Consider the following 23,136-nt stretch of genomic DNA (forward strand, 5'->3'; position numbering starts at 1 on the left):
GTGCCCGGCGCAGGGATCAAGCCTGACCGCCCGGAGCCGGGCACGGCGGGCCACACCCCCACCACGACGCACCACACCCACCCGACGCACATCCCGAGCACGGGCCCGATCCCGCGGACACCCCAGCTCCGAACCCCCGCCCACCGTCGCCCGCGATCCCGCCCCACCGTGGTACCGGCGCGACTAGCCTCGACAGGAGGGCCGGGCGCGACGCCTGCGGAGGTGATTCGGATGGCCGCACCCACCGACGCGGCGGTGCTGGTCGGGCTCGGCACGGAGCGCAACCTGCCCGTGGTCAGGCTGGCCGCGCAGGAGGCCGCCGCGCACAACCGCCCGCTGTGCCTGCTGCACGCGTTCAACTGGGCGGCCGCGCTGCAAGCGCCGTCGGTCGCGGGACCACGCGCGGACGCCGAGGAGCTGATGTCCCGGGCCTCGGAGATCGTCGCCGAGGTCGAGCCGGGGCTGCCGGTGAGCGGCGAGATCGTCGAAGGTGCCCTCGTCGACACCCTGGTCCGCCGGTCGGAGACGGCGTTCCTGCTCGCCGTCGGGGACGGCGGCATGGCGACCAGCGGCGAGTGCGTGTCGGTGGAAACGCCCACGGTGCAGCTCGCCGCCCGCGCCGGCTGCCCGGTGCTGGTGGTCCGCCGGGAGCCGCCCCCGCAGGGGCCGGTGCTGGTCGGGGTGGACGGCTCCGACAGCTCGCAGGCCGCGTTGGAGTGGGCGTTCGAGTGCGCGGCCCGACGGAAGGCGCGGCTGTCGGCGGTCCGCGTCGTCGAGTCGGAGCAGGGCGCGGAGGATGCCGAGCTGCTCGTCGGGTTGGTGGCGCGGTCGGCGCGCCGGTTTCCGTCGGTGGCCGTGGAGTGCCACACGATCCGCGGCGATCCCGGCGGTGTGCTGGTGGAGCAGTCCCGTTCGGCGCAGGTGGTGCTGGTCGCCGCCCGGGGCGACGAGCCGTGGCGGGGCATGCTCGGTGCGGTGAGTCAGGCGCTGCTCTACCACTCCCCCGCGCCGGTGATCGTCGTGCGCGGGCTGACGGGGATTTCGGGGGACGGGCGCGATGCCCAGCGCCCACGGGACCAACGGCCCTGATCCACACCGGCGTCGACCGGCGATGCTGGGGCCGGCCCGGACGAATCCGCGCTCCGAGGATGCAGGATTCCCCTACCCGCGAGAGGCTCATGCAGTATGGACACCGCTCTCGACCTGCACAGCCCCCTGACCGATGACGAGCTGCGCCGGCTGGACGCCTACTGGCGGGCGGCGAACTACCTGACCGTCGGGCAGATCTACCTGCTGGACAATCCGCTGCTGCGCGAGCCGCTGGCGCCCGAGCACGTCAAGCCGCGCCTGCTCGGCCACTGGGGCACCAGTCCCGGCCTGAACCTGCTCTACGCCCACCTCAACCGGGTCATCGTCGCCCGTGACCTGTCCGCCCTGTTCGTCACCGGCCCCGGTCACGGCGGACCGGCGATCGTCGCGAACACCTGGCTGGAGGGCACCTACAGCGAGCTGTACCACCACATCGGCCGCGACGAGGCCGGCATGGCCGGTCTGTTCCGTCAGTTCTCGTTCCCCGGCGGCATCCCCAGCCATGTGGCGGCGGAGGTGCCGGGTTCGATCCACGAGGGCGGCGAGCTGGGGTACGCGCTCAGCCACGCCTACGGCGCGGCGTTCGACAACCCGGATCTGCTGGTGGCCTGCGTCATCGGCGACGGGGAGGCGGAGACCGGCCCGCTGGCGGGAAGCTGGCTCTCCAACGTCTTCCTCAACCCGGCGCGCGACGGCGCGGTGCTGCCGATCCTGCATCTCAACGGCTACAAGATCGCCAATCCGACGGTGCTGGACCGGATCGACGAGGACGACCTCCTCGCCATGATGCGCGGCTTCGGCTACCAGCCGTACGTGGTCGCCGGCGACGACCCGGCGACGGTGCACCAGGCGCTCGCCGGCACGCTGGACCGGGCGCTGGACGAGATCGCCGCCATCCAGCGGCGGGCCCGCTCGGGCGGCGCCGTCGAGCGCCCCCGCTGGCCGATGATCGTCCTGCGTACGCCGAAGGGCTGGACCGGTCCGCGGGACGTCGACGGCAAGCAGGTCGAGGGCACCTACCGCGCGCACCAGGTGCCGCTGTCCGAGGTGCGCAAGAACCCGGAGCACCTGGCCGCGCTGGAGCGCTGGCTGCGCAGCTACCGGCCGGAGGAGCTCTTCGACGCCACCGGCGCACCGGTCGCCGAGTTGGCCGCGCTGCCGCCCCGGGGCGAGCGGCGGATGAGCGCGAACCCGGTCACCAACGGCGGGGCGGTGCTGCGTGACCTGGCGTTGCCGGACTTCCGCGAGTACGCCGTCGACGTGCAGCGGCCCGGCGAGACCGTGGCCGGCGCGACCGGGGCCCTCGGCCCGTGGGTACGCGACGTGATCACCGCCAACCCGCAGACGTTCCGCCTCTTCGGCCCGGACGAGGTGGCCTCGAACCGGCTCGGCGCGGCGTTCGAGGTCACCGGCCGGGCCTGGATGGCCGGCACCGTGCCCGGCGACGACCACCTCTCCGCCGACGGGCGGGTGATGGAGGTCCTCTCCGAGCATCTCTGCCAGGGCTGGCTGGAGGGCTACCTGCTGACCGGCCGGCACGGCATCTTCACCAGCTACGAGGCGTTCATCCACATCGTCGACTCCATGGTCAACCAGCACGCCAAGTGGTTGAAGGTGACCCGGGGCATCCCGTGGCGCAGTCCGGTGGCCTCGCTGAACTACCTGCTCTCCAGCCACGTGTGGCGCCAGGACCACAACGGCTTCTCCCACCAGGACCCGGGCTTCATCGACCACGTGATGAACAAGAAGGCCGAGGTGGTACGCGTCTACCTGCCGCCGGACGCCAACACCCTGCTTTCCACGATGGACCACTGCCTGCGCAGCCGGCACTACGTCAACGTGGTGGTGGCCGGCAAGCAGCCCGCCCCGAACTGGCTGTCGATGGACGAGGCCGTGCAGCACTGCCGGCGCGGCATCGGGATCTGGGACTGGGCCAGCACGGACGCCGGCAGCGAGCCGGACGTGGTGCTCGCCTGCGCCGGGGACGTGCCGACGCTGGAGACGCTGGCCGCCGCGGACCTGCTGCACCGGCACCTGCCGGAGCTGAAGGTACGGGTCGTCAACGTGGTCGACCTGATGCGCCTGCAACCCCCGACAGAGCACCCGCACGGGCTGTCGGACAAGGAGTTCGACACGATCTTCACGCGGGACAGGCAGGTCATCTTCGCGTACCACGGCTATCCGTGGCTCATCCACCGGCTGACCTACCGGCGGACCAACCACGAGAACCTGCACGTACGCGGTTACAAGGAGGAGGGCACCACCACCACGCCGTTCGACATGGTGATGCTCAACGACCTGGACCGCTTCCACCTGGTCATCGACGTCATCGACCGGGTGCCGGGGCTGGCCGACCGGGCCGCCCACCTGCGGCAGGAAATGGTTGATGCGCGCCAGTCCTGCCGGGACTACACCCGCGAACACGGCGAGGACGACCCCCGGGTCGCGGAATGGCGCTGGGTCCGCGAGACGGACCCGGGACTCCGGGGGGACCAGTGAGCGCGAGGAGTGAGCTTGCGAGCCCCGCAGTCGCGAACGAAAGGCCGGCACCAGTGAGCGCGAGGAGTGAGCTTGCGAGCCCCGCAGTCGCGAACGAAAGGCAAGCCCAGTGAGCGCGAGGAGTGAGCTTGCGAGCCCCGCAGTCGCGAACGAATGGCCGGCACCAGCGGGCGCGAGGAGTCACCTGGTGACCCCCGCAGTCGTGAACGAGAGGTGGACCCGATGAGCGGCAACGAGATCCTGGTCGGCTACGACGGCTCCGCCGACGCCTCCGCCGCGCTGGAGTGGGCGCTGGAGGAGGCCGGCCGCAGCGGACGGCCGGTGCGGTTGGCGTACGTCTTCGAATGGCTCACCGTGGCCGGCTGGATCGGTCCCGGCGTCGCTCCCGGCGTCTGGCCGGACGAGACGGCCCGCCGGCAGGTCGAGGAGCTGGTTCGCAAGGCGGCCGCGGACGCGTCCGCCGCGCACCCGGAACTGACCGTCACGGGTGAGGTGTTCGACGGGCCGCCCGCGCTGGTGCTCCAGGAACGTTCGGCGCAGGCGGACCTGCTGGTGCTGGGCACCCGGGGACACGGCGGCTTCGGCGGGCTGCTCGTCGGCTCGACCGCGGTGGCCGTCACCGCCCACGCGCACTGTCCGGTCGTGGTGATCCGCGGCGAGTCGGCCGCCGGTGGGCGCACCGGGCACGTGGCGGTCGGCGTCGACGGGTCCGAGTCTTCGCTGCTGGCGCTGGGCTTCGCGTTCGAGCAGGCCGAGGCCCGGCGGGCGCCCCTGCACGTGGTGCGGGCCTGGCAACCGCCCACCGGCCAGCGTCCGCCGTCGGGCCCCGATGCGCGGGAGGCCACGGCGGCCGACCGGGCCGAGCTGGACGAGTCGGTTGCGCGGTGGAGCACGACGTTTCCCGACGTACCGGTGACCGTCGAGGTGGCGGAGGACCGGCCGGCGTCCCTGATGGTGGACGCGAGCCGCAACGCGTGCCTGGTGGTGGTGGGCACCCGGGGCCGGGGCGGCCTGAAGGGGATGCTGCTCGGCTCGGTCAGCCAGCAGCTCATCCAGCACGCGCACTGCCCGGTGGCGGTGGTCCGGGAACGCTGAGCGGCCGGCGGGCGCGTTCACCGGCTCTCGGCCGGTTCCGCCGGGCTGAGCGAGAAGTAGTCCTCCTCCTCCTGGGCGAGGTGCAACCGCAGGATGGCCGCCAGGCCGTAGAGGGCGGCGAGCAGGTCGGTGAGCTGGTCCCGGCGCAGCGGGCCGTCGCCGGCCTGCGCGAGGTGGGCGCCGATCCGGTCCACCAGCCGCCGGATCTCCACGTGGGCGCGGCTCATCGTCGACGTCGCCTCGGCGCTGCCCAGCGGGTCGGCCAGCGCCGGATAGAGCTGGTGCTCCTCGGCCGCCTCGTGCGGCAGCACCTGGCCGACCAGCCGGCGGTGTGTCTCGCGCAGCGTCGGCAGGCACTGCGGCGCGTCCGGCGCGGTGGCGACCAGGTCGGCGGTGTCCCCCAGCGCGGCGAGCACGTCGCGGATCCCGCCGTGTTCGGCCGCGTACCGGTCGAGCAGCTCCCGGGTGCCCGGCGGCACGTCGCGGCGGCGCAGCCCGCCCCCGAGGGCGCGCAGCGCGTTGAGGATCACCAGCACGTCGATGCCCTCCTGGAGGAACGCCCCGGCGACCGGCGGGAGCCAGCCCAGGGACGCGGCCAGCATCGCCAGCACCGCCAGGCCCATCCCCACGCTGGCGCTCTGCACCGCGATCCTGCGGGCGTACCGGGCGATCTCCACCGCGTCGGCGAGCCGGTCCAGCCGGTCGACGGTGAGCACCGCGTCGGCGACGTCGGCCGAGGCGGTCGCCCCGGTGGCGCCCATGGCCACGCCGACGTGCGCCTCGGCGAGGGCGGGGGCGTCGTTCACCCCGTCGCCGACCATCACGGTGACGGCCTGGCGCGCCTCCTCGCGTACGCGGGTCGCCTTCTCCGCGGGCGCGCACCGGGCCACCACGTCGTCCACGCCCACCACCCCCGCCACCTGGGCGGCGACGTCGGGCCGGTCCCCGGTGACCATCACGATGCGCCGCAGCCCCGCCTCGCGCAGCCGGCGCACGGTGCGGCGCGCGTCGGGGCGTACCGGGTCCTCCAGCAGGATCGCCCCGAGCGGGTCCCGCTCGCCGCTGACCCAGACCACCGAGCGGCCGGCCAGCTCGGCCCGGGACCGGGCGCTCCCCGCCCAGTCGGGCAGGTCACCGTCGAGCTGGCCGACCCGCACCTGCCGCCCGTCGACCGACCCGCGTACGCCCCGGCCCGGTTCCTCGGTCACCCCCGCCGGCTCGGTCAGCGACAGGCCCCGCTCGCGCGCCTGCGCCACCAGCGCGCGGGCCAGCACGTGCGGGGAGAGCTGCTCGACCGAGGCGGCGAGACGCAGCACGTCGTCGCGGTCGCCGCCGGGGGCGGCCACGACCTCGGCGGCGCGGGGACGGCCGGCCGTCAGCGTGCCGGTCTTGTCGACCAGCAGGGTGCGGGCCCGGCCGAGCAGCTCCAGCGAACCGCCGTCGCGGACCAGCACCCCACGGCGGGCGGTACGCGACAGCCCGGACACGATCGCGATGGGGGGGGCCAGCAGCAGCGGGCACGGGGTGGCGACCACCAGCACGGCCACCGCCCGGACGAACTCCCCGGAGAGCAGCCAGCCCAGCCCCGCCAGGACCAGGGTGAACGGCACGAACGCGGCGGCGTACCGGTCGGCGAGGCGCACCATCGGCGCCTTGTGGGCGGTCGCCTCCTCGGCGAGCCGGACGATCCCCGCGTACGTGCTTCCCGCCGCGTCGCGTGTCGCGCGCATGCCGAAGCCGGCGCCGGCGTTGACCACGCCGCTGGCGACCTGCTCGCCGGCCGCGCGCCGCACCAGCCGCGACTCGCCCGTCACCACCGACTCGTCGAGGGTCACCGGCTCGTCGACCTGCCCGTCGACCGGCACCACGTCGCCCGGCCCGACCAGCAGCCGGTCCCCCGCTGCAACCCGGTCCAGCGGCACCTCCTCGACGCTGCCGCCCGGGCCGCGCCGCCGGGCGGTGCGGGGGGCGCGGGCGAGCAGCGACCGCAGGTCCCGGGTCGCCCGCCCCTGGGCGTACGCCTCCAGCGCCCGTCCCGTGGCCAGCATCACCGCGATCACCGCCCCGGCCAGGTACTCCCGCACCACCAGCGCGCCGACCAGGGCCAGCACGGCGATCACGTCCACCCCGAACTGCCGGCGCCACAGCTGCCGCAGCACCGACCAGGCGGCGGGCAGCAGGGCGGCCACGGTGGCGGACGCCCACACCACCTCGGCCGCGCCCCGGCGGCCGGCGAGCCACAGCACCGCCCCGGCCAGCACCAGCACTGTCACCCCGGCCAGGGGCGCCCAGAGCAGCAGGCGCGAGCGGTCCCGCCGTACCGGCTGCTCCGGCACGCACTCCCGCGGTTCCGTTCCCACCTGCGGATCGTCTCAGCGCCCACCGCGCCCGGGAGGGCATCCGCGCGAACCGGCAGGGGCTAGCTGCCCTGCCACGCGGGGACCTGCGTACCGTGCGTCGGCAAAGGGGATGGCGCAGGATGGAGCGGCAACCCCGCCCGGGGCACCTTCGGGCTGGGGCACGATGGGGAGAAACGGAAAGGTCGTGACCATGAGCCACGAGACACCGGCGGCGGAGCGTCCGCTGACCACCGCACTCGCGGAGGCCGCCGCGACGGCCGGGCACGCCCCGTCGGTGCACAACAGCCAACCGTGGCGGTGGCGGGTGCTGCCGGACGCGCTGGAGCTGCGGGTGGTCCGCGATCCGAAGCTGACGGCGACCGACCCGGAGGGCCGCCTGCTGGCGTACAGCTGCGGGGCGGCGCTGCACCACGCGCGGGTCGCGCTGACCGCGGAGGGCTGGACCGCCGTCGTGGAGCGGATGCCCGACCCGGCCGACGAGGACCTGCTGGCCCGGCTGACCGGAATGGCCCGCGCGGAGGCCGACCCGGAGGCCATGCGCCTGGTGCAGTGCATGCAGGTGCGGCACACCGACCGGCGCCCGGTCAGCGAGGAGCCGGTGCCGACCGCCGCTCTCGGGGAGATCGCCTCGGCGGTCGCCGCCGAGGGCTGCCAGCTCCAGTTCCTCGACCGCGACAACGTCCTGGAGCTGGCCGCGGTCGCCAGCCGCGCCGCCTCGGTCGAGGCGGAGGATTCGCAGCTGCGCGAGGAGTTGGAGTACTGGACCAGCCGGGCCGGCACCGGCACCGGCCTGCCGCCGGAGGTGCTGCCCGCGGAGGCGCCGCAGACCACCGTGCCGGCGCGCGACTTCGGCCGCCCCGGCACCCTGCCGGTCGGTCCCGGGCACGACCGGGCCGCCGTGTACGGGCTGCTCTACGGCGACGAGGACGAGCCGGACAGCTGGCTGCGCGCCGGCGAGGCGCTCTCGGCCGCCTGGCTGACCGCGACCCGGCTCGGGATCTCCGTGGTGCCGCTGAGCGGGGTCGTGGAGGTCGCGGGCACCCGGCAGACGCTGCGCGGGCTGCTGGCCGGCCTCGGCTACCCGTACCTCGTGATCCGGCTGGGGCTCGCGGACCCGGCGCACGCGGGCCCGCCGCACACCCCGCGCATGGAGGCCGCGCAGGTGGTCGACACCTCGGCGGTCCGCTCCCCCGACGCGTAGCGCGGCAGGACCACGGCCACCGGGCGGCTACCATCGCCCGGTGGCCGCCAGCGAACCGAGTCCCCGCCCCGAACCGCACGTGACCCCCTCGCTGGGGCTCAGCCCGCTGTCCCGGGTACGGCTCGACGAGCTGCTCCAGGAGATGCTGGACCGGGTCGGCGAGGTGGTGACCAGCCGGGAGCGGCTGCGCGCCCTGCTCGACGCGGTGGTCGGCATCGGCACCGACCTGGACCTGCGCAGCACCCTGCAACGGATCGTGGAGTCGGCCTGCGAGCTGGTCGGCGCCCGCTACGGCGCGCTCGGCGTGATCGGCCACGACCGCCTGCTGCACGACTTCATCACCTACGGCATCGACGCGGAGCTGCACGCCAGGATCGGTGACCTGCCCCACGGGCGGGGCGTGCTCGGCCTGCTCATCGACGACCCCCGCCCGCTGCGGATGCCCGACATCACCCGGCACCCGAAGTCCTACGGGTTCCCGCCGCACCACCCGCCGATGCACAGCTTCCTCGGCGTTCCCGTGCGCATCCGCGACCATGTCTTCGGCAACCTCTACCTGGCCGAGAAGCAGGGCGGCGCGCAGTTCACCGAGGACGACGAGGAGATCGTCGTCGCGCTCGCCGCCGCCGCCGGCGTGGCGATCGAGAACGCCCGCCTCTACGCGCTGGCCCACCGCCGGGAACGCTGGCTCGCGGCGACCGCCGAGATCACCACCGTGCTGCTGGGCGAGGTGCGCCGTACCGACGCGTTGACGCTGGTGGCGCGGCGCGCCCGCGAGGTCGCCGAGGCGGAGGTCGCCCTCGTGCTGCTCTACGACCCCGACGGCGAGAAGTTCACCGTCGAGGTGGTCGACGGGGCCGACGAGCAGGCCGGCGCCCTGGTCGGCACCGCGCTGCCGGCGGCCGAGACGAGTTTCGCCGCCGCCGTCATCGAGGGCCGGCACGACCAGGTGGCGGACCTGGCCCACGCCGCGCCCTGGCCGGCGCTGCTGCGCACCGGCCCGGCGATGATCGCGCCGCTGGCCACCGCCGACACCCTGCACGGGGTGCTGGTGATCGCGCACCGGCCCGACCGGGCGCCCGTCGCCAACGACGACGACATGGCCCTGCTGGGCAGCTTCGCCGGGCAGGCCGCGCTGGCCCTGGAGCGGGCCCGCGGGCAGGAGGAACGGGAGCTGCTGGTGGTCCTGGAGGACCGCGAGCGCATCGCCCGCGACCTGCACGACGTCGTCATCCAGCGCCTCTTCGCCACCGGCCTGCAGTTGCAGAGCGCCGCCCCGATGACGACGAAGCCGGAGGTCGCCCGGCGGATCAACGCGGCGGTCGACGACCTGGACGCCACGATCAAGGACATCCGCCGCACCATCTTCGAGCTGCGCACCCCGATGAGCGCGGCGCTGCGCACCGAGATCCGGGAGGCGATCGAGGTGGCCGCCGAGTCGCTGGGCCACCGGCCCCGCCTTGAGCTGAGCGGGCCGATCGACAGCGCCGTCCCCGACGCGGTCCGCCCCGACCTCACCGCCGTGCTGCGGGAGGCGCTCTCCAACGCCGTACGGCACGCGCAGGCCGACCGCGTGACCGTGGCGGTGCGGGTCGACGCCGGCCGGGTGACCGTGACCGTCACCGACGACGGGGTGGGCTGCGACCCGGCCGCCGCGCGGGGCGGCCTGGTCAACCTGCGCGAGCGCGCCGAGCGCCACGACGGCGAGTTCGTGGTACGCCGGGCGGTGCCCCGGGGCACCGAGGTGTGCTGGTCGGTGCCGCTGCGCGACTGAGCCCGCAGGCGGTGCCGCTGGGCAGCTGGGCCCGCAGGCGGTGCGGCTGCGCGTCTGGCCCGCAGGCGTCAGTGGGACTTGCCGAGGAGGCGGGTGGCGAGGACGGCCGCCTGGGTTCGGCGCTCCAGGCCCAGCTTGGCCAGCACGCTGGAGACGTAGTTCTTCACGGTCTTCTCGGCCAGGAACATCTTCCCGGCGATCTCCCGGTTGGTGAGGCCCTCGGCCACGTACTCCAGGATCCGCCGCTCCTGCTCGGTGAGTGACTTCAGCTCGCGCGGCTGCTCGACGCCGCTGCGGATGCGCTCCAGCACCCGGGTGGTGATCGCCGGGTCGAGCAGCGACTGCCCGGCCGCCACCCGCCGGACCGCGTCGACCAGGTCGGTGCCGCGGATCTGCTTCAGCACGTAGCCGGACGCGCCGGCCATGATCGCCGCGAAGAGCGCCTCGTCGTCCTCGTACGAGGTGAGGATCAGGCCCTTGATCGAGGAGTCCACGGCCCGGACGTCCCGGCACACGTCGATGCCGTTGCCGTCGGGCAGCCGCGCGTCGAGGATCGCCACGTCCGGCCGCAGCGCCGGGATACGCCGGGCCGCCTCCTGGGCGAGGCCGGACTCGCCGACCACCTCGATGTCCCCGCTGCTTTCCAGCAGGTCGGCCAGGCCACGGCGGACGACCTCGTGGTCGTCGAGCAGGAACACGCGGATCATCCCTCGTTTCTACCCGCTTCCCACCGCTTCCCGCACGGGCCGAAGGTCCCGAACCGGCAACGCCCGCGCCACCGGCGGCCCGAACGGACCCTCCGACCAGCGGCGGGGCGGTCGAGCCGAGTCACCGGCCCGCGACACGGCCGAAGTCCCGCACGTGCGGCGGGCCGGTCGGGCCCGGCGGGACGGGACGTCCGGCCCTGCCCGGGCTACGCCCCGGTGACGCACCGTGGAGACGTACCACCCGCCGGCGCACGATCTGCCACGGAAGGAGCACGACCATGGACACCCGCTTCACCGTCGAGCAGCTACGGGCCGCCGCCACCGACGCCGTACGCGCCCCGTCGCTGCACAACACCCAGCCGTGGCGGTTCCGGCTGCGCGACGGCGGCATCGAGGTGCTGGTCGACCCGGACCGGCGGCTGCCGGCCACCGACCCCACCGGCTGGGGCGTGCGGATCGCCTGCGGGGCGGCGCTGTTCAACCTGCGGCTCGCCCTGGCCGTTGCCGGCACCCCGGCGACGGTACGGCTGCGCCCCTACCCGGCCGAGCCGGACGTGGTGGCCCGGCTGGTGCCGGACGTGCCACGCCGCCCCACCCCCGGCGAGCAGGCCCTGCACGCCGCCATCCCCCGCCGGTTCAGCAACCGCGCGCCGTTCTGGCCCGACCCGGTGCCCGCCGACGCCCGCTGGCGCCTCACGGAGGCGGCCCGCGCCGAGCAGTGCTGGCTGGAACTGGTGGTCGGCGTCAGCGCAGTGAACGCGTTCGGCGAACTCGCCCGCAGCTCCCACCGGGTGCTGGAGCGGAGCCCGCAGTACCGGGCCGAACGCCAGGAGTGGGTACGCTCCGCGCCCGCCCCGGACGGCATTCCGGCCGCGTCCGGCGGCCCGCAGGGCGAGCCGCAGGACCTGCTGCCGTCGCGGGGCTTCGGCGGCCTCGACCGGGCGCCCGGGCGGGACTTCGAACCCGAGCCGCTGGTGGCGGTGCTCGGCTCGCCCGGCAACACGGCCGTCGACCAGGTCGTCGCCGGGCAGGCGTTGCAGCGGGTACTGCTGACCGCTACGGACTCGGGGCTGGCGGCGTCGATGTTGTCCCAGCCGATCGAGGTGCCGTCGGCGCGCGAGCAGCTGCGGCTGTCGCTGGGGCGCTTCGGCACGCCGCAGATGGTGCTGCGCGTCGGCTACGGCCAGCCGGGCTGGCCGACCCCACGCCGCGACGTGGGCGAGGTGCTCGACCTGCCTGTTTCCCAAGTCTGAACAACACACGGTGCCGGACGCCGGCTCGACAGCACGCTTCTGTGCGCCGGTGTCCACAAGTCCCCGCCGGGCTGACCGACAGGGCTCGTAGACGCCTGTTCAAGCTGGCATGTGCGGTGGTCGACCGGGTCTGCCGCAACGTCAGTGGCTCCATCCGGCCGCTGGCATTCGGGACGCGGAACGGGCAAGGCCGCGCGGATTCGGTAACGCCCGCCTGCGAGCATGCCGTGCATACCGAGCGACCGGAGGCGCAGTACTGCCCGCGCCGGGAGGCAGTTGATCTGTGAGGGGGCACACCGGGGCCGGAGGCGGGCGCACCCGCCACCAGCCCCGGGGGCGTGACTACCGGTAGCTCCAGACCACCGGCCGGGCCTTGTAGATCGCCGCCCCGGAGAGGTAGCGGTTGCCGACGTAGGAACCGTTCAGCCGATACAGCCAGACGTTGCCGTTGCCGTAGGTGCCGTCGCCGTTCGCGCCGCTGACCTTGGTGGTGACGACCAGTCCGCCTGAGTGGTTACCGACACTCTTAATCTTGCTTGTGTCGATATACCCGGGTGCCCGTTGGAATCGGTTGCGGTTGATGTCGTACCGGTAGACGTGGCTGGTGTTGCTCATCCACAGGTTGGCGGAGGTGCCGTAGACCGGTGACAGGTCATGCACGTTCCCGGTGACCTTCCGGCAGGCGGCGTTGGTGAGTTTGGGAGCGGTGGCCGCGCCGCTCACCTTGTAGCTGCACAGCCGGGTGCCGCCGGCGGCCCAGAGGCGCTTGATGGCGCTGTCCCAGTAGACGGCGTGGGCCTTGGCGAACGCCTTCGTGGCGGCCGGGCTGGTCCGGCCCTTGCCGTAGAGGGTGAGCTTGCCGGGGTCGGAGGAGGCGACCACGACAGCGCCGTTGGGCAGCAACTCGATGGCGTGCGGGTTGCCGCCCGGCGTGACCTGGTAGCGCACCTTGCGGGTGGCGTAGTCGACGATCCCGGCCCGGCCGCCCGAAGCGGCCACCAGGACCACGTACCGCGAGCCCTGCTTGCGGAACTTGACGTCGGAAAGGTTCTTCCAGCCACTACCGGCGGGTCGCTTCCACGACCACTGGGCCGAACCCGCCGTCCACCGACTGACGCCGGCGCTGAAGATCCTGACCCCGTACCGCTGGTCGACCACCGCGACCCGGTCGCTGGCAGCCTGTGCGCCGGTCGGCGCGACCAGCACTCCCGCCATGCCCACCGTCGCCGCGCCGAGGGTTGCGCCGATCGCGCGCCACCGCCGTCGCGTCCTGTCTGTAGATCGCATCATCGCCATGCACCCTTCCCTTTGACGAGCCCGTCGGGGGGCGTTGACGGGTGCGGCCGACGGAATACCGGCCCGCACCCAACGACTCATGGTGTTCGAACATATGCGTTCGGTAACGAGCTGGCAGTGGTTGCGTCGGATGGGCGACGGGCGTTGGAGGACCGGGCTTTCCTCCCGTGTTGAGGCCGCTTCAGCAGTCCGCCGCAGAGAGCAGCGCCGCCTCCCGGTCGGGGTCGAGCCCGACGGGGGCGCGCTGCGGTCGGCCCGCCCGAGGCGGGACAGTGCCCACCTCCCGCAGCCAAGCCCAGGTGTCGGCGACCGTCTCGGCCACCGGGCGGCAGGTCAGCCCGGCCGCGTACGCGCGCTCGACGCCGCGCTCCTGCACCCAGCGGTACTCGTGCCCGGCCGGGACCCAGATCGGCAGGTCGTTCCACGGCTCCACGCCGGCGGCCAGAATCGGCCCCGGGTCGGTCCAGCGCAGCCGGGCGTCGGCGCCGGTGGCCGCGACGCAGGCGTCGAGCAGCTCCCCCATCGTCGCGTGCCCGGGGCGGCTCACCGCGTTGAACGTCCCGCCCGGGCCCGCCGCGCCCAGGTCCAGCATCCAGCCCGCCAGGTCCCGCACGTCGACGTACTGCACCGGCAGGTCGACCGGGCCCGGCGCCAGCACGTCCCCGCCCCGCGCGATGCGCGTCAGCCACCAGGGCAGCCGGCCGATGTCCTCCCCTGGCCCGAGGATCAACCCGGCCCGGGCGATCAGCGCCCGCTCGCCGAACGTCTCCCGCACAGCCCGCTCGGCGCCGGCCTTGTTGGCCGGGTAGCCGCCCTCGTCGGCGTCCGGCTCCGCGTCCACCACCGGAGCGTCCTCGCCCACCCCGGTTGCGACGGGCCGCGCGTAGACGGAGCCGCTGGAGACGTAGACGTACCGGCCGACCCGGTCGACCAGCGCGCGGGCGGCGTCGCGCGCCGCGCGGGGCGCGCCGTCCCAGGTGTCGACCACCAGGTCCCACTCGCCGTCCGCGAGCGCCGCCAGGCCGCCGGGCGCGGTCCGGTCACCCCGCAACCGGTGTACGCCCTCCGGCGTCGCGCCGTGCAGCCCCCGGTTGAACACGGTCACCGCCCAACCCCGCCGTACGCCCTCGGCGACCGTCGCGCCGCCCACGAATCCCGTTCCGCCCAGCACCAGCAGCCTCATGCGCTCCACTGTGCCCGTTCCGGGCAGCGCCCCGGTCCCGTGTTCACGGTCAGCGGATCTGCCCACGGCAGAACCCCGGCCGGACAACACCGATCCGAAGTGGACGGCGGACGACAGGGCAGGACCGCCCACGGCGTCCCGTCGGGAACCCGACACGTCCTCCCTCGCCGCGCCGTCATTCCGTAGCGTTCCGGGTGCTTTCGGATTGGGTCTGGGGGAGGCACGGGTGTCCGAGGTCGTCGTTGAGGTCAGTTTCACGCCGCTGCCGGAGGACGACGATTTCGTCCTCGACCAGCTGACTGACGAGCTCGTGGAGGACCTGGGCGACATCGGCGAGGTGCGGCGGCTCGAGTCGCCCGCCGATCCTGACAGCAAGGGCGTCGGTGAGGTGGTGCTGGCCACCGTGGCCGTGGTCGCCGGCGCCGACCCTGGCTACGCGCAGGCACTCGTGGACCTGGTGGTGGGCTTCCTCAACCGCAACCAGGGTCGCCGGGCACACCTGAGGATCGGTGCCGTCGAGCTGACCATCGACCAGGCGACCAAGGCGGAGACCACCCAGCTGATCGACCTCGTCCGTGACGCGATCGAGCATTCCCGCTGATGGGTCGGCATGCCCTGGTGCTCGGCACGGCGACCTATGACGCCGCCTCGAAGCTCACCGCGCTGCCCGGCGTCCGGCAGGACGTCGAACAGTTGAGGACCGTGCTGGACAGCGACGGCGACTTCGACAGCGTCGACGCCCACGTCGACCTGCCCGCAGCGCGCATGAAGCAGGTCGTCGAGGAGTTCTACGGCGCTCGGCGCACCGGTGATCTCGCTCTCTTCTACTACTCCGGCCACGGCATCCAGCACGACGACCGGCAGTCCCTCTTCTTCGGCACCATCGACACCGAGACAACTCTCCTGCACACCACGGCGTTCGATGTCGAGGGCGTCCTCCGGCACATGCTCAACCACACCAAGGCCAGCCAGAAGGTGGTCCTGCTGGACTGCTGCTTCTCGGGCTCGTTCACCGCCCGGCACCGGTTCAGCGGCGGCGTACGGCAGGAGCCCCGGCGTCTCAAGCGCGAGCGTGGCACGTTCATGCTCCAGTCGAGCAGCCATCTGAAGGCGTCGAAGGCGCAGGGCCCGGACCGGCCCTCGGTCTTCACCGAGGTCCTGCTCACCGGTCTCCGCGGTGCGGCTCGGGCGACCGCGGAGGACGGCTGGCTCACCGCGAGCGACCTCTCCCGGTACGCGATGACCGAGATGTCGCGTCGCCGGGAGGAGAAGCCGGTCGAGTCGAGCGAAGGTGTCACCGACCCGATCCCGCTGGTCGCGGGGTCGGACGAACGGCCACAGCGGAGCCCGGGCGTACGGAGAGACGAGCCGGACGACGCATCCTTCGACGCCGAGCGGTGGCGTCGTCTGCTCAACTACCACGTCGCCTGCCTGCAACGCTCCGCCGTCCTGCAGTTCTTCGTCAACCCGGCGAACAAGGACTCTTACCTCGCTGCGCCCGCGGGCCGGGAGGTCATGCTCTCGGCCACCGAGCCGGTGCCACTCAAGGAGCGCGGCCAGCGGCTGGCCGGGTTGGCCGAGGCTGGTGGCCGCTCCCTGCAGTACGGCTACCCGATCGTGGCGTTGCCGCAGAAGGGCACCCAGCAGGTACGACTGGCGCCCCTGCTCGTCTCGGACCTGACCGTGGGAGACGACGGGTTGGCGCACCCGGCGCCGCCGCAGCCCAGTCCAGCCCTGATCGACCATTTCCAGCTGGCTGCGGTCGAGGCGGACGAACTGCGGCAGGCAGTGGCCGAACGACTCGTCCCCGGCGAGCACAAGTCCCTCGCCGAGGTAGCCGATCTGGTGGCGAACACGTTCGGGCTGAAGCCGGTGTCCGCCCTCGACCCGGAGAATCTGGTCGGGATGGTCAACCGCGGGCCCGTCAATCGGGTGCAGAACGCCGGAATGCTGTTCGCCGCGGGCAGCGCGGAGTCCCCCGAGCGACAGCTGATCGAGGACCTGCAGGACATCGTCAAGAACGCGGGGAAGATCGCATCGACCGCCCTCGGTACGTTGTCGAGCGATGTCGTGGCCGGGACGGATGCGCAGGATGCCGACGTCCTGACGGTGGCGTTGAGTTCGGTCAACGAGACTCAGGAGGACATCATCCGGGCGGCGATGAGCCGACCCCTGACTGTCGCGCAGGGGCCACCCGGAACCGGCAAGAGCCAACTGGTGACCGCATTGCTGGCGACCGCCACGGCCGCCGGGCAGAGCGTGCTGATCGGCTCGACCAACAACCGGGCTGTCGATGAGGTCGTCGAGCGGGTCACCGGCATGGTCGGCCCGGGACTGGTGCTGCGTACCGGGAACAAGGAGTACCGGCAGCAGGAGCCGCAGTACCTCGCCGAGGTGATGCAGGCATGGCCACCGCCGGTGCCGGAGGCCGACGGGCCGTTCAACGAGTTACGACTCGTGGCGCAGGAGATCAAGCGGTTACGCGAGGATCTCGACGAGCGTCGCCGGCTTGAACGGGATCTCGCCGACCTCGCCTTCGAACGGGACCGCTCACTCGCCGACGCCGACGACGCCTTCCTGGCCAAGCTGGTCGACCTCACCGATCGAGCACTGACAAGTCGATGGTTCGGGTGGTGGTATCGCAGGCGACTGCGGTCGCGAGGCGTGTTCGACCGGGATGCGATCACCGCCCTCGGTGAACAGGCGGTCATCGAGCAGTGCTGGCGCGAGCGACGCCAACGACTCCAGTCCCGGCCGGGCACCGCCGAAGAAGTCTGGAAGCGGCTACGGACTCTGCAACACGACACCAGACCCGAGCACAGCGACCAGCTACTGCGTGCGCAGATCGCCGCCCGGGTGGCCGGCAACACGACCCTGCTCCGCAACCGCGCCGACGAGATGGCCAAGCCGGAAGCAAGAAGCTGGGCCTACATGAGCGAGCTTCTCGCCGCGCTACCGGGCTGGGCGGTCACCGCGATGTCGGCCCGCCGGCTGCTGCCCAGAGCGGGGCTGTTCGACCTGGTGATCATCGACGAAGCCGCCCAGTGCACCGTCGCTGCCGTCCTGCCGATGCTCTACCGGGCGAAACGCGCCCTGATCATCGGCGACCCGCGGCAGCTCACACCGGTCGTCGAGCTCTCCGACACAGACGACCGGGGCGAGCAGGCCCGCGCCGGGCTCGGACACGAGTGGCTGACCAGCCGGCGGCTCACCCACCGGAACCACTCGGCGTACGAAGCCTTCGCGACCGCGGCGGGAAGCACCATCCTGCTCGACGAGCACTACCGCTGCCACCCGGAGATCATCGACGCACCGAACCGGGTCGTCTACCAGAACCGGCTGACGGTTCTCACCGACCCGGCTCGGCTGGCCGCACCGGCCGAGTCCGCCACCCGTTGGGTGGACGTGTCCGGCCGCTTCACCCGAGGCGCCACAGGTTCCGGCCGCAACGCCGACGAGGTTGACGCGGTGGTGGGCGAGGTCCAGCGGCTACGCAAGGAGTACCCAGGCGTCACGATCGGCGTGGTGACGCCACTGGCCGAGCAGCAGCGGATCCTGGACCGGGCGCTCCGGGACGCCGGCCTCGCCGACGACCTGCGGTGCGCGACCATCCACAAGTTTCAGGGCAGCGAGAAGGACATCATGGTCGTCTCGCCCGTCGGCGCGCACGGCATCAGCGAGCGCACCCGTGGTTGGCTCGTCGAGCAGACGAACCTGTGGAACGTGGCGATCACCCGCGCCAGGTCCCAGCTGATCGTCGTGGGCGACCGTTCGTGGTGGTCCGGGCAACGCGGACTGCTGGCCGATCTCGCCAGCCCGCCCGCGCCGGCGGCCACGGGCGCCGGCGTCGACGGGCGACCGGTCGACCAACTGATCGCCGGCCTACGTGACGCCGGGCTGACGGTGCGTTGGGGTACGCCACTGCCGGGTTACCCGGTCGACCTCACGCTCAGCCTTCGCGACAAGAGCCTGGCGGTGCTGGTCGACGATCCCGAGGGCGATCCGGACGGAAAGCCGCTACGGCGGATCCTGAGCAGGCTCGACATCATTGCCGCGGCCGCGGAGGTCAGGCGGGTACCGGCCTGGCGCTGTCTCGCCGAACCGGAACGGGTGGTGCAGGAACTGCGCGACGCAGTCGAGGGAGGCACGCGCAAGGGCGACGCCTGATCACCGTTCCACTTCGCCGCCAGGCAGGGCACCCGGATACGCCGGTACAGATTTCCGCGCCATCGCCGTTCAGCAGGGAAGACAAGCTGGTGGGCGATACTGGGTTTGAACCAGTGACCTCTTCCGTGTCAAGGAAGCGCGCTCCCACTGCGCCAATCGCCCGGGGGTGACCGCCCGATCCGGCAGGCCGGATCACAAGGGGCGGATCGCGAGCGGACGACGGGATTCGAACCCGCGACCCTCACCTTGGCAAGGTGATGCGCTACCAGCTGCGCTACGTCCGCGTGCCGCCGGTGTTCGTCGGCGACGGGGGAAACTCTACCCGACGCCAAGATCGCCTGGCACGCCGCCCCGCCGACGGCCGGACCGGGCGATGATTGCGCTGGTAAACCACGGGGTACTGGGGCCATCGACAGCACACCACATCCCCTGACCAAGGAGGCTGTCGTGGGTATCGGCACCAGCATCTTCCTGATCGCGCTCGGCGCGATCCTCACCTTCGCGCTCGACGCGAGCCTCGGTGGCATCAACCTCGACGTCGTCGGGTGGATCCTGATGGCCGCCGGCGTGCTCGGCCTCATCATGACCACGCTCATCTGGGGACGTCGCCGCCAGGTGGTCAGCACGACCGAGCCGGTCGAGTACCGGCGGGTCGAGGAGCGCCGGGACGTCGCCCCGCCGCTCTGACGCCGGTCCACGCGGCCGCCGGAGCTGAACGGTCGCGCAACGCACCGCCGACGTGCCGGTCACCCGGAGCAGGGTGGCCGGCACGTCGCGTCCGCCGGCCATACGACCAGCCCCGGCGCCCGACAGACGGACGGCGGACGGCGGGCACGGCGAGCGGCGGGCACGGCGAGCGCCGATGCATGCCGCCGTATCGACGCTGTCGAGCTGATGTCACAGACGAGTCAACCGCGACGGGTCACCTCCGCAGAGCCGCCCCCGTCCCCGGGCCGAAGCAGTCGCCTGCCAGCGCCGGCGGTGATGTCGCAGGTGGTGCGCATGGACCCTGCTCGCCGCCGTGATCGCCCGGGCGATGATGTCGTAGACGACTCACCTCGACAGGCACACTGACGAGGCATCGCCCGGCCACCGGTGACCCGAGGACCTGGCTCACCCGACTCACCCGGGTTCACTCTCAAGCCAGGGCCACGAGGCACCGCCCGTCCCCGGCGAACTGACCCGCCGGTCCGCCGCCGGTGGCCGCGGGCCCACCCCGCCATGGCCGTCGGCGTTGGTCGCAGTCATGACAGCTCGGCCCAGGTGGGAACCGACGAAGGCCCGTCACCATTCGGTGACGGGCCTTCGTGTTGGTGGGCGATACTGGGTTTGAACCAGTGACCTCTTCCGTGTCAAGGAAGCGCGCTCCCACTGCGCCAATCGCCCTCGTTTGTTACCGAGGTGGGGACGGGATTTGAACCCGCGTACACGGCTTTGCAGGCCGTTGCCTCGCCTCTCGGCCACCCCACCGAGGTTGCCCCCGTCATGCGTGGCGGCAGCTCCGAGCGGACGACGGGATTCGAACCCGCGACCCTCACCTTGGCAAGGTGATGCGCTACCAGCTGCGCTACGTCCGCACGTCTCCGGCGTTAACCGGTGACGGGTGAGAACTTTAGCCGAGCGGGTGAGCGGTTGCCAAATCGGGGTGGCTCCCGGCGAGTCGGGTGGGACCGGCCCGCCATGCACCTGCGGCGGAGGGGTGACGTCCCGCCCACTGCCTAGGCTTCCTAGGAGGATGGGCCGGACTCGTCCGGCCGTCCGCAGCCCATGGCGGCCTGCGGCCGGGATCCGCCCCGGAAACTGTCTGGATTCCGACTCTGGCGGGCAGAACGGACCGTGATCCGTAACTGCCCGTGTTCGATTGGATGGGCTACGGTAACGGCGTGACGAGACGTGCGGCGGAGATCCGCCTGGATGCCCTGCTGCGCACGGCCTGTGACGTGATCGTGGAACGCGGTCTGGCCAACACCCGCACGGCCGACGTGGCACAGGCCGCCGGGGTGAGCCAGGCGCTGGTCTTCTACCACTTCGCCACGAAGGACCGGCTGCTCGCGCAGGCGTTCGCGTACGCGGTGGAGCAGGATCTGGCCCGCCTGGACGCGGTGATGCGTTCCAGCGCCCCGCCCCTGACCAAGCTCCGCCGGATCGTCCGGCTCTACACGCCGGCGGGCCGGGCGACCTCCTGGGCCATGTGGATCGACGGCTGGGCGGAGTCGCTGCGTACCCCGGAGTTGGAGAAGGTCTCCCGCCGGCTCGACCTGCGCTGGCGCGAGGACCTGGCGACGGTCATCTCGGACGGGGTCCGCGACGGCACCTTCGAGTGCGCCGACCCGTCCGGGGCGGCGTGGCGGATCAGCGCGGTGGTGGACGGGCTGGCGGTGCAGCTCGCGGTGCACGACCGGGTGATCTCCCGCCGGCAGTTCACCGAGTGGGTGCGCCTGCTCACCGCCCGCGAGCTGGGGCTGGACCCGGCGCAGCTGGACTGAGCCGGCGCCGCCCCAGCGCGTCCAGGACCGCCTCGTGCAGCGGGGTGCGGGGTGAGCGCCGTGGTGGACGCGTCGGCGGCCGGGGTCCCGACCGGGACCGGCCGGGCGCGACCGGCGCTCCGTCCGCCCGCGAAGCCGGCAAAACGGCTCGGCTCCCCGAGGCAGCCGGAACAATCGTCGGCATGGACCCGCTGGAGACGTACCGCCGCAGCCTGGCCGAGTTCACCGACCGGGTGGCGCAGGTCGGCCCCGACCAGTGGTCGGACCCGACCCCGTGCCCCGACTGGGACGTCCGGACGCTGGTCAACCACGTGGTGGGCGAAGACCGGTGGAGCGTCGCGCTGCTCGCGGGGCGGACGATCGAGCAGGTCGGCGACCGCTACGACGGCGACGTGCTCGGCCCGGACCCGGCCGGCACGGCCCGGGAGGCGGCGGGGCAGGCCGAGTTGGCCTTCACCCACCCGGGGGCGCTGGAGCGCACCGTCGGGCTCTCCACCGGCGAGACCCCCGCCGACGAGTACCTGCACCAACTGACCGCGGAGCACCTGATCCACGGCTGGGACCTCGCCGTGGCGATCGGCGCGGACCCCCGGCTGGACGCCGACGCGGTCGCCGCGTGCGCGCAGTGGTTCGCTCAGCGGATCGGCGACTACCAGCGGGGCCGACTGGTCCGGCCGGAGGTCGACGTGCCGGCGCGGGCGGACGAGCAGGACCGCCTCGTCGCCGCCTTCGGCCGCGACCCCGACTGGGCGCCGTGAGGGACCCGACCGGACGCCCCGGGAGTTGCGCAGCGGGCCGGGACGCGAATCCCGGTCGTCAGGCGGCCGCCGGGCCACGTCGACGGCGCTTCTGCAGCCGGCGCAGGGCCGGCGGGTGGACGTTGGCCAGCGTCAGGTCCCCGCCATAGTGGGCGAGCACCCGGTGGTCCATCAGCCGGCGCCACACCGGCGGCGCCAGCGCGGCCAGCACCATCGTGGCGTAGCCGGCGGGCAGCTGCGGGGAGGACTCGAAGGTGCGCAGCGTCTGGTAGCGGCGCAGCGGGTTGGCGTGGTGGTCGCTGTGCCGCTGGAGCTGGAAGAGGAAGATGTTGGTCACGCTGCGGTCGCTGTTCCAGCTGTGCCGGGGGTCGACCTTCTCGTAGCGCCCGGCGGGGGTGCGCTGCCGGGCAAGCCCGTAGTGCTCCAGGTAGTTGACCACCTCGAGCAGGGAGAACCCGACCACCGCCTGGAGCACCAGGAACGGCAGTACGCCCGGGCCGAGGGCGACGGTCAGCGCCGCGTAGAGCGCGAGGGTCATCGCGAACGCGTTCAGCACGTCGTTGCGCCACGTCCACGGGCTGCGGCCCCGCAGGCGGAACCGGGCGGCCTCCAGCCGCCACGCCGAGCGCAGGCTGCCTGAGACGGTACGCGGCCAGAACGCCCAGAAGCTCTCCCCCAGCCGGGCGCTGGCCGGGTCCTCCGGTGTGGCGACGCGGGTGTGGTGGCCCCGGTTGTGCTCGACGTGGAAGTGCCCGTACGCGGCCGGCGCGAGGGCCACCTTGGACAGCCAGCGCTCCACCGTCTCCCGCTTGTGGCCCAGCTCGTGGGCGGTGTTGATGGCGATGCCGTCGACCACACCCATCGTGGCGACCAGGCCGGCCGCCCCGGCCACCGTCAGGTCGCCCCGGGCCCAGACCGCGCAGCAGAGCACCAGGCCGGCGTACTGGGCGGGCAGGTAGAGGTAGGTCAACCAGCGGTAGTAGCCGTCGGCGGCCAGCCGGGCCACCGCCTCGTCGGGCGGGTTGCGCCGGTCCTCGCCGACCAGCAGGTCGACCACCGGGATCAGGACGAACACGGCGGCGGGGGTGAGCCACCAGGCCCAGGCGTCGCCGGTGGCCCGCCAGGTCGCCCAGCCGACGAACGGCAGCGTCGGGACGAGCAGCGCCAGCGGCCACCAGGGCCGGCGGGTGTCCCGCCAGCCGGCGGCGTTGGCGGGCGCTGTGGGGTCGAGGGCCATGGCCGGCCTCCGCTCTGTCGCGGTCCTCCCT

The 23,136-nt window shown here is 73.1% G+C and carries 16 protein-coding genes and 5 tRNA genes; 11 read left to right on the top strand and 10 right to left on the bottom strand.

From position 1 onward, the window contains the following. Positions 1-231: 231 nt before the first annotated feature. From ABZ573_RS08400 to ABZ573_RS08410, 3 genes are all read left to right on the top strand, one after another. Positions 232-1,089 (top strand): universal stress protein, encoded by an 858-nt coding sequence (locus ABZ573_RS08400; protein ID WP_327030941.1) that lies wholly within the window; start codon positions 232-234, stop codon positions 1,087-1,089. 96 nt (positions 1,090-1,185) lie between these two features. Next, a complete protein-coding gene (locus ABZ573_RS08405; protein ID WP_358116804.1) occupies positions 1,186-3,588 on the top strand; it encodes a phosphoketolase family protein in 2,403 nt (800 codons plus the stop codon). 222 nt (positions 3,589-3,810) lie between these two features. Further along, positions 3,811-4,683: a universal stress protein gene (locus tag ABZ573_RS08410; RefSeq protein ID WP_151456548.1), complete on the top strand. Its 873-nt coding sequence runs from the start codon at positions 3,811-3,813 to the stop codon at positions 4,681-4,683. 17 nt (positions 4,684-4,700) lie between these two features. On the opposite strand, the gene ABZ573_RS08415 is transcribed toward ABZ573_RS08410, so the two are convergent. Continuing rightward, positions 4,701-7,043 (bottom strand): heavy metal translocating P-type ATPase, encoded by a 2,343-nt coding sequence (locus tag ABZ573_RS08415; RefSeq protein WP_358116808.1) that lies wholly within the window; start codon positions 7,041-7,043, stop codon positions 4,701-4,703. 190 nt (positions 7,044-7,233) lie between these two features. Here ABZ573_RS08415 and ABZ573_RS08420 point away from each other — a divergent pair, with 190 nt between their 5' ends. Together ABZ573_RS08420 and ABZ573_RS08425 are read left to right on the top strand one after the other, a co-directional pair. Continuing rightward, a complete protein-coding gene (locus ABZ573_RS08420) occupies positions 7,234-8,244 on the top strand; it encodes a nitroreductase (protein WP_358116811.1) in 1,011 nt (336 codons plus the stop codon). A gap of 142 nt (positions 8,245-8,386) precedes the next feature. Next, a complete protein-coding gene (locus ABZ573_RS08425; RefSeq protein ID WP_358117319.1) occupies positions 8,387-10,018 on the top strand; it encodes a GAF domain-containing protein in 1,632 nt (543 codons plus the stop codon). A 68-nt stretch (positions 10,019-10,086) separates the two neighbouring features. On the opposite strand, the gene ABZ573_RS08430 is transcribed toward ABZ573_RS08425, so the two are convergent. Then, positions 10,087-10,725, bottom strand: coding sequence for a response regulator transcription factor (locus ABZ573_RS08430; RefSeq protein ID WP_132233210.1), 639 nt, complete (start codon positions 10,723-10,725; stop codon positions 10,087-10,089). Positions 10,726-11,003: 278 nt separating this feature from the next. On the opposite strand from ABZ573_RS08430, the gene ABZ573_RS08435 reads away from it, so the two are divergent. Continuing rightward, entirely contained in the window at positions 11,004-11,978 is a 975-nt protein-coding gene (locus ABZ573_RS08435) for a nitroreductase (RefSeq protein WP_327030937.1), read from the top strand. Positions 11,979-12,320: 342 nt separating this feature from the next. Here ABZ573_RS08435 and ABZ573_RS08440 read toward each other — a convergent pair whose 3' ends face one another. Both ABZ573_RS08440 and ABZ573_RS08445 read right to left on the bottom strand, forming a co-directional pair. Next, positions 12,321-13,268 carry a DUF6528 family protein gene (locus ABZ573_RS08440; RefSeq protein ID WP_358116814.1) on the bottom strand — a complete coding sequence of 316 codons (948 nt, stop codon included), beginning with the start codon at positions 13,266-13,268 and terminating at the stop codon, positions 12,321-12,323. Positions 13,269-13,455: 187 nt separating this feature from the next. After that, entirely contained in the window at positions 13,456-14,457 is a 1,002-nt protein-coding gene (locus ABZ573_RS08445) for an NAD-dependent epimerase/dehydratase family protein (protein WP_358116817.1), read from the bottom strand. A 226-nt stretch (positions 14,458-14,683) separates the two neighbouring features. On the opposite strand from ABZ573_RS08445, the gene ABZ573_RS08450 reads away from it, so the two are divergent. Together ABZ573_RS08450 and ABZ573_RS08455 are read left to right on the top strand one after the other, a co-directional pair. Beyond that, positions 14,684-15,058: a hypothetical protein gene (locus tag ABZ573_RS08450; RefSeq protein WP_151455796.1), complete on the top strand. Its 375-nt coding sequence runs from the start codon at positions 14,684-14,686 to the stop codon at positions 15,056-15,058. Next, positions 15,058-18,624, top strand: coding sequence for an AAA domain-containing protein (locus ABZ573_RS08455; RefSeq protein WP_358116820.1), 3,567 nt, complete (start codon positions 15,058-15,060; stop codon positions 18,622-18,624). Before ABZ573_RS08450 ends, ABZ573_RS08455 begins: the two co-directional genes overlap by 1 nt. 87 nt (positions 18,625-18,711) lie before the next feature. Here ABZ573_RS08455 and ABZ573_RS08460 read toward each other — a convergent pair. After that, positions 18,712-18,786, bottom strand: a tRNA-Val gene (locus ABZ573_RS08460). Positions 18,787-18,835: 49 nt separating this feature from the next. Beyond that, positions 18,836-18,908 (bottom strand) — tRNA-Gly (locus ABZ573_RS08465). A gap of 163 nt (positions 18,909-19,071) precedes the next feature. Here ABZ573_RS08465 and ABZ573_RS08470 point away from each other — a divergent pair. Beyond that, positions 19,072-19,311, top strand: a complete 240-nt coding sequence (locus tag ABZ573_RS08470; RefSeq protein WP_091620076.1) for a DUF6458 family protein — start codon at positions 19,072-19,074, stop codon at positions 19,309-19,311. A 624-nt stretch (positions 19,312-19,935) separates the two neighbouring features. Here ABZ573_RS08470 and ABZ573_RS08475 read toward each other — a convergent pair. From ABZ573_RS08475 to ABZ573_RS08485, 3 genes are all read right to left on the bottom strand, one after another. After that, a tRNA-Val gene (locus tag ABZ573_RS08475) sits at positions 19,936-20,010 on the bottom strand. A gap of 13 nt (positions 20,011-20,023) precedes the next feature. Further along, positions 20,024-20,094 (bottom strand) — tRNA-Cys (locus ABZ573_RS08480). Between the two features lie 34 nt (positions 20,095-20,128). Continuing rightward, positions 20,129-20,201, bottom strand: a tRNA-Gly gene (locus ABZ573_RS08485). 306 nt (positions 20,202-20,507) lie between these two features. Here ABZ573_RS08485 and ABZ573_RS08490 point away from each other — a divergent pair. Together ABZ573_RS08490 and ABZ573_RS08495 are read left to right on the top strand one after the other, a co-directional pair. After that, positions 20,508-21,110, top strand: coding sequence for a TetR/AcrR family transcriptional regulator (locus tag ABZ573_RS08490; protein WP_151455794.1), 603 nt, complete (start codon positions 20,508-20,510; stop codon positions 21,108-21,110). A gap of 182 nt (positions 21,111-21,292) precedes the next feature. Next, the gene (locus tag ABZ573_RS08495; protein ID WP_151455793.1) at positions 21,293-21,868 is read left to right on the top strand and encodes a TIGR03086 family metal-binding protein; all 576 of its coding nucleotides are present in this window, start codon (positions 21,293-21,295) and stop codon (positions 21,866-21,868) included. A gap of 58 nt (positions 21,869-21,926) precedes the next feature. On the opposite strand, the gene ABZ573_RS08500 is transcribed toward ABZ573_RS08495, so the two are convergent. Beyond that, positions 21,927-23,105 (bottom strand): alkane 1-monooxygenase, encoded by a 1,179-nt coding sequence (locus tag ABZ573_RS08500; protein WP_358116824.1) that lies wholly within the window; start codon positions 23,103-23,105, stop codon positions 21,927-21,929. Positions 23,106-23,136 lie beyond the last annotated feature (31 nt).

Origin of the sequence: Micromonospora sp. NPDC007220 (assembly GCF_040634035.1) — a bacterium.
Lineage (GTDB): Bacteria > Actinomycetota > Actinomycetes > Mycobacteriales > Micromonosporaceae > Micromonospora > Micromonospora reichwaldensis.

Coding starts and splice junctions, on each gene's coding strand:
- ABZ573_RS08400 (WP_327030941.1), top strand. CDS start 232: ATGGCCGCACCCACCGACGCGGCGGTGCTGGTCGGGCTCGGCACGGAG.
- ABZ573_RS08405 (WP_358116804.1), top strand. CDS start 1,186: ATGGACACCGCTCTCGACCTGCACAGCCCCCTGACCGATGACGAGCTG.
- ABZ573_RS08410 (WP_151456548.1), top strand. CDS start 3,811: ATGAGCGGCAACGAGATCCTGGTCGGCTACGACGGCTCCGCCGACGCC.
- ABZ573_RS08420 (WP_358116811.1), top strand. CDS start 7,234: ATGAGCCACGAGACACCGGCGGCGGAGCGTCCGCTGACCACCGCACTC.
- ABZ573_RS08425 (WP_358117319.1), top strand. CDS start 8,387: ATGCTGGACCGGGTCGGCGAGGTGGTGACCAGCCGGGAGCGGCTGCGC.
- ABZ573_RS08430 (WP_132233210.1), bottom strand. CDS start 10,725: ATGATCCGCGTGTTCCTGCTCGACGACCACGAGGTCGTCCGCCGTGGC.
- ABZ573_RS08435 (WP_327030937.1), top strand. CDS start 11,004: ATGGACACCCGCTTCACCGTCGAGCAGCTACGGGCCGCCGCCACCGAC.
- ABZ573_RS08440 (WP_358116814.1), bottom strand. CDS start 13,268: ATGATGCGATCTACAGACAGGACGCGACGGCGGTGGCGCGCGATCGGC.
- ABZ573_RS08445 (WP_358116817.1), bottom strand. CDS start 14,457: ATGAGGCTGCTGGTGCTGGGCGGAACGGGATTCGTGGGCGGCGCGACG.
- ABZ573_RS08455 (WP_358116820.1), top strand. CDS start 15,058: ATGGGTCGGCATGCCCTGGTGCTCGGCACGGCGACCTATGACGCCGCC.
- ABZ573_RS08495 (WP_151455793.1), top strand. CDS start 21,293: ATGGACCCGCTGGAGACGTACCGCCGCAGCCTGGCCGAGTTCACCGAC.
- ABZ573_RS08500 (WP_358116824.1), bottom strand. CDS start 23,105: ATGGCCCTCGACCCCACAGCGCCCGCCAACGCCGCCGGCTGGCGGGAC.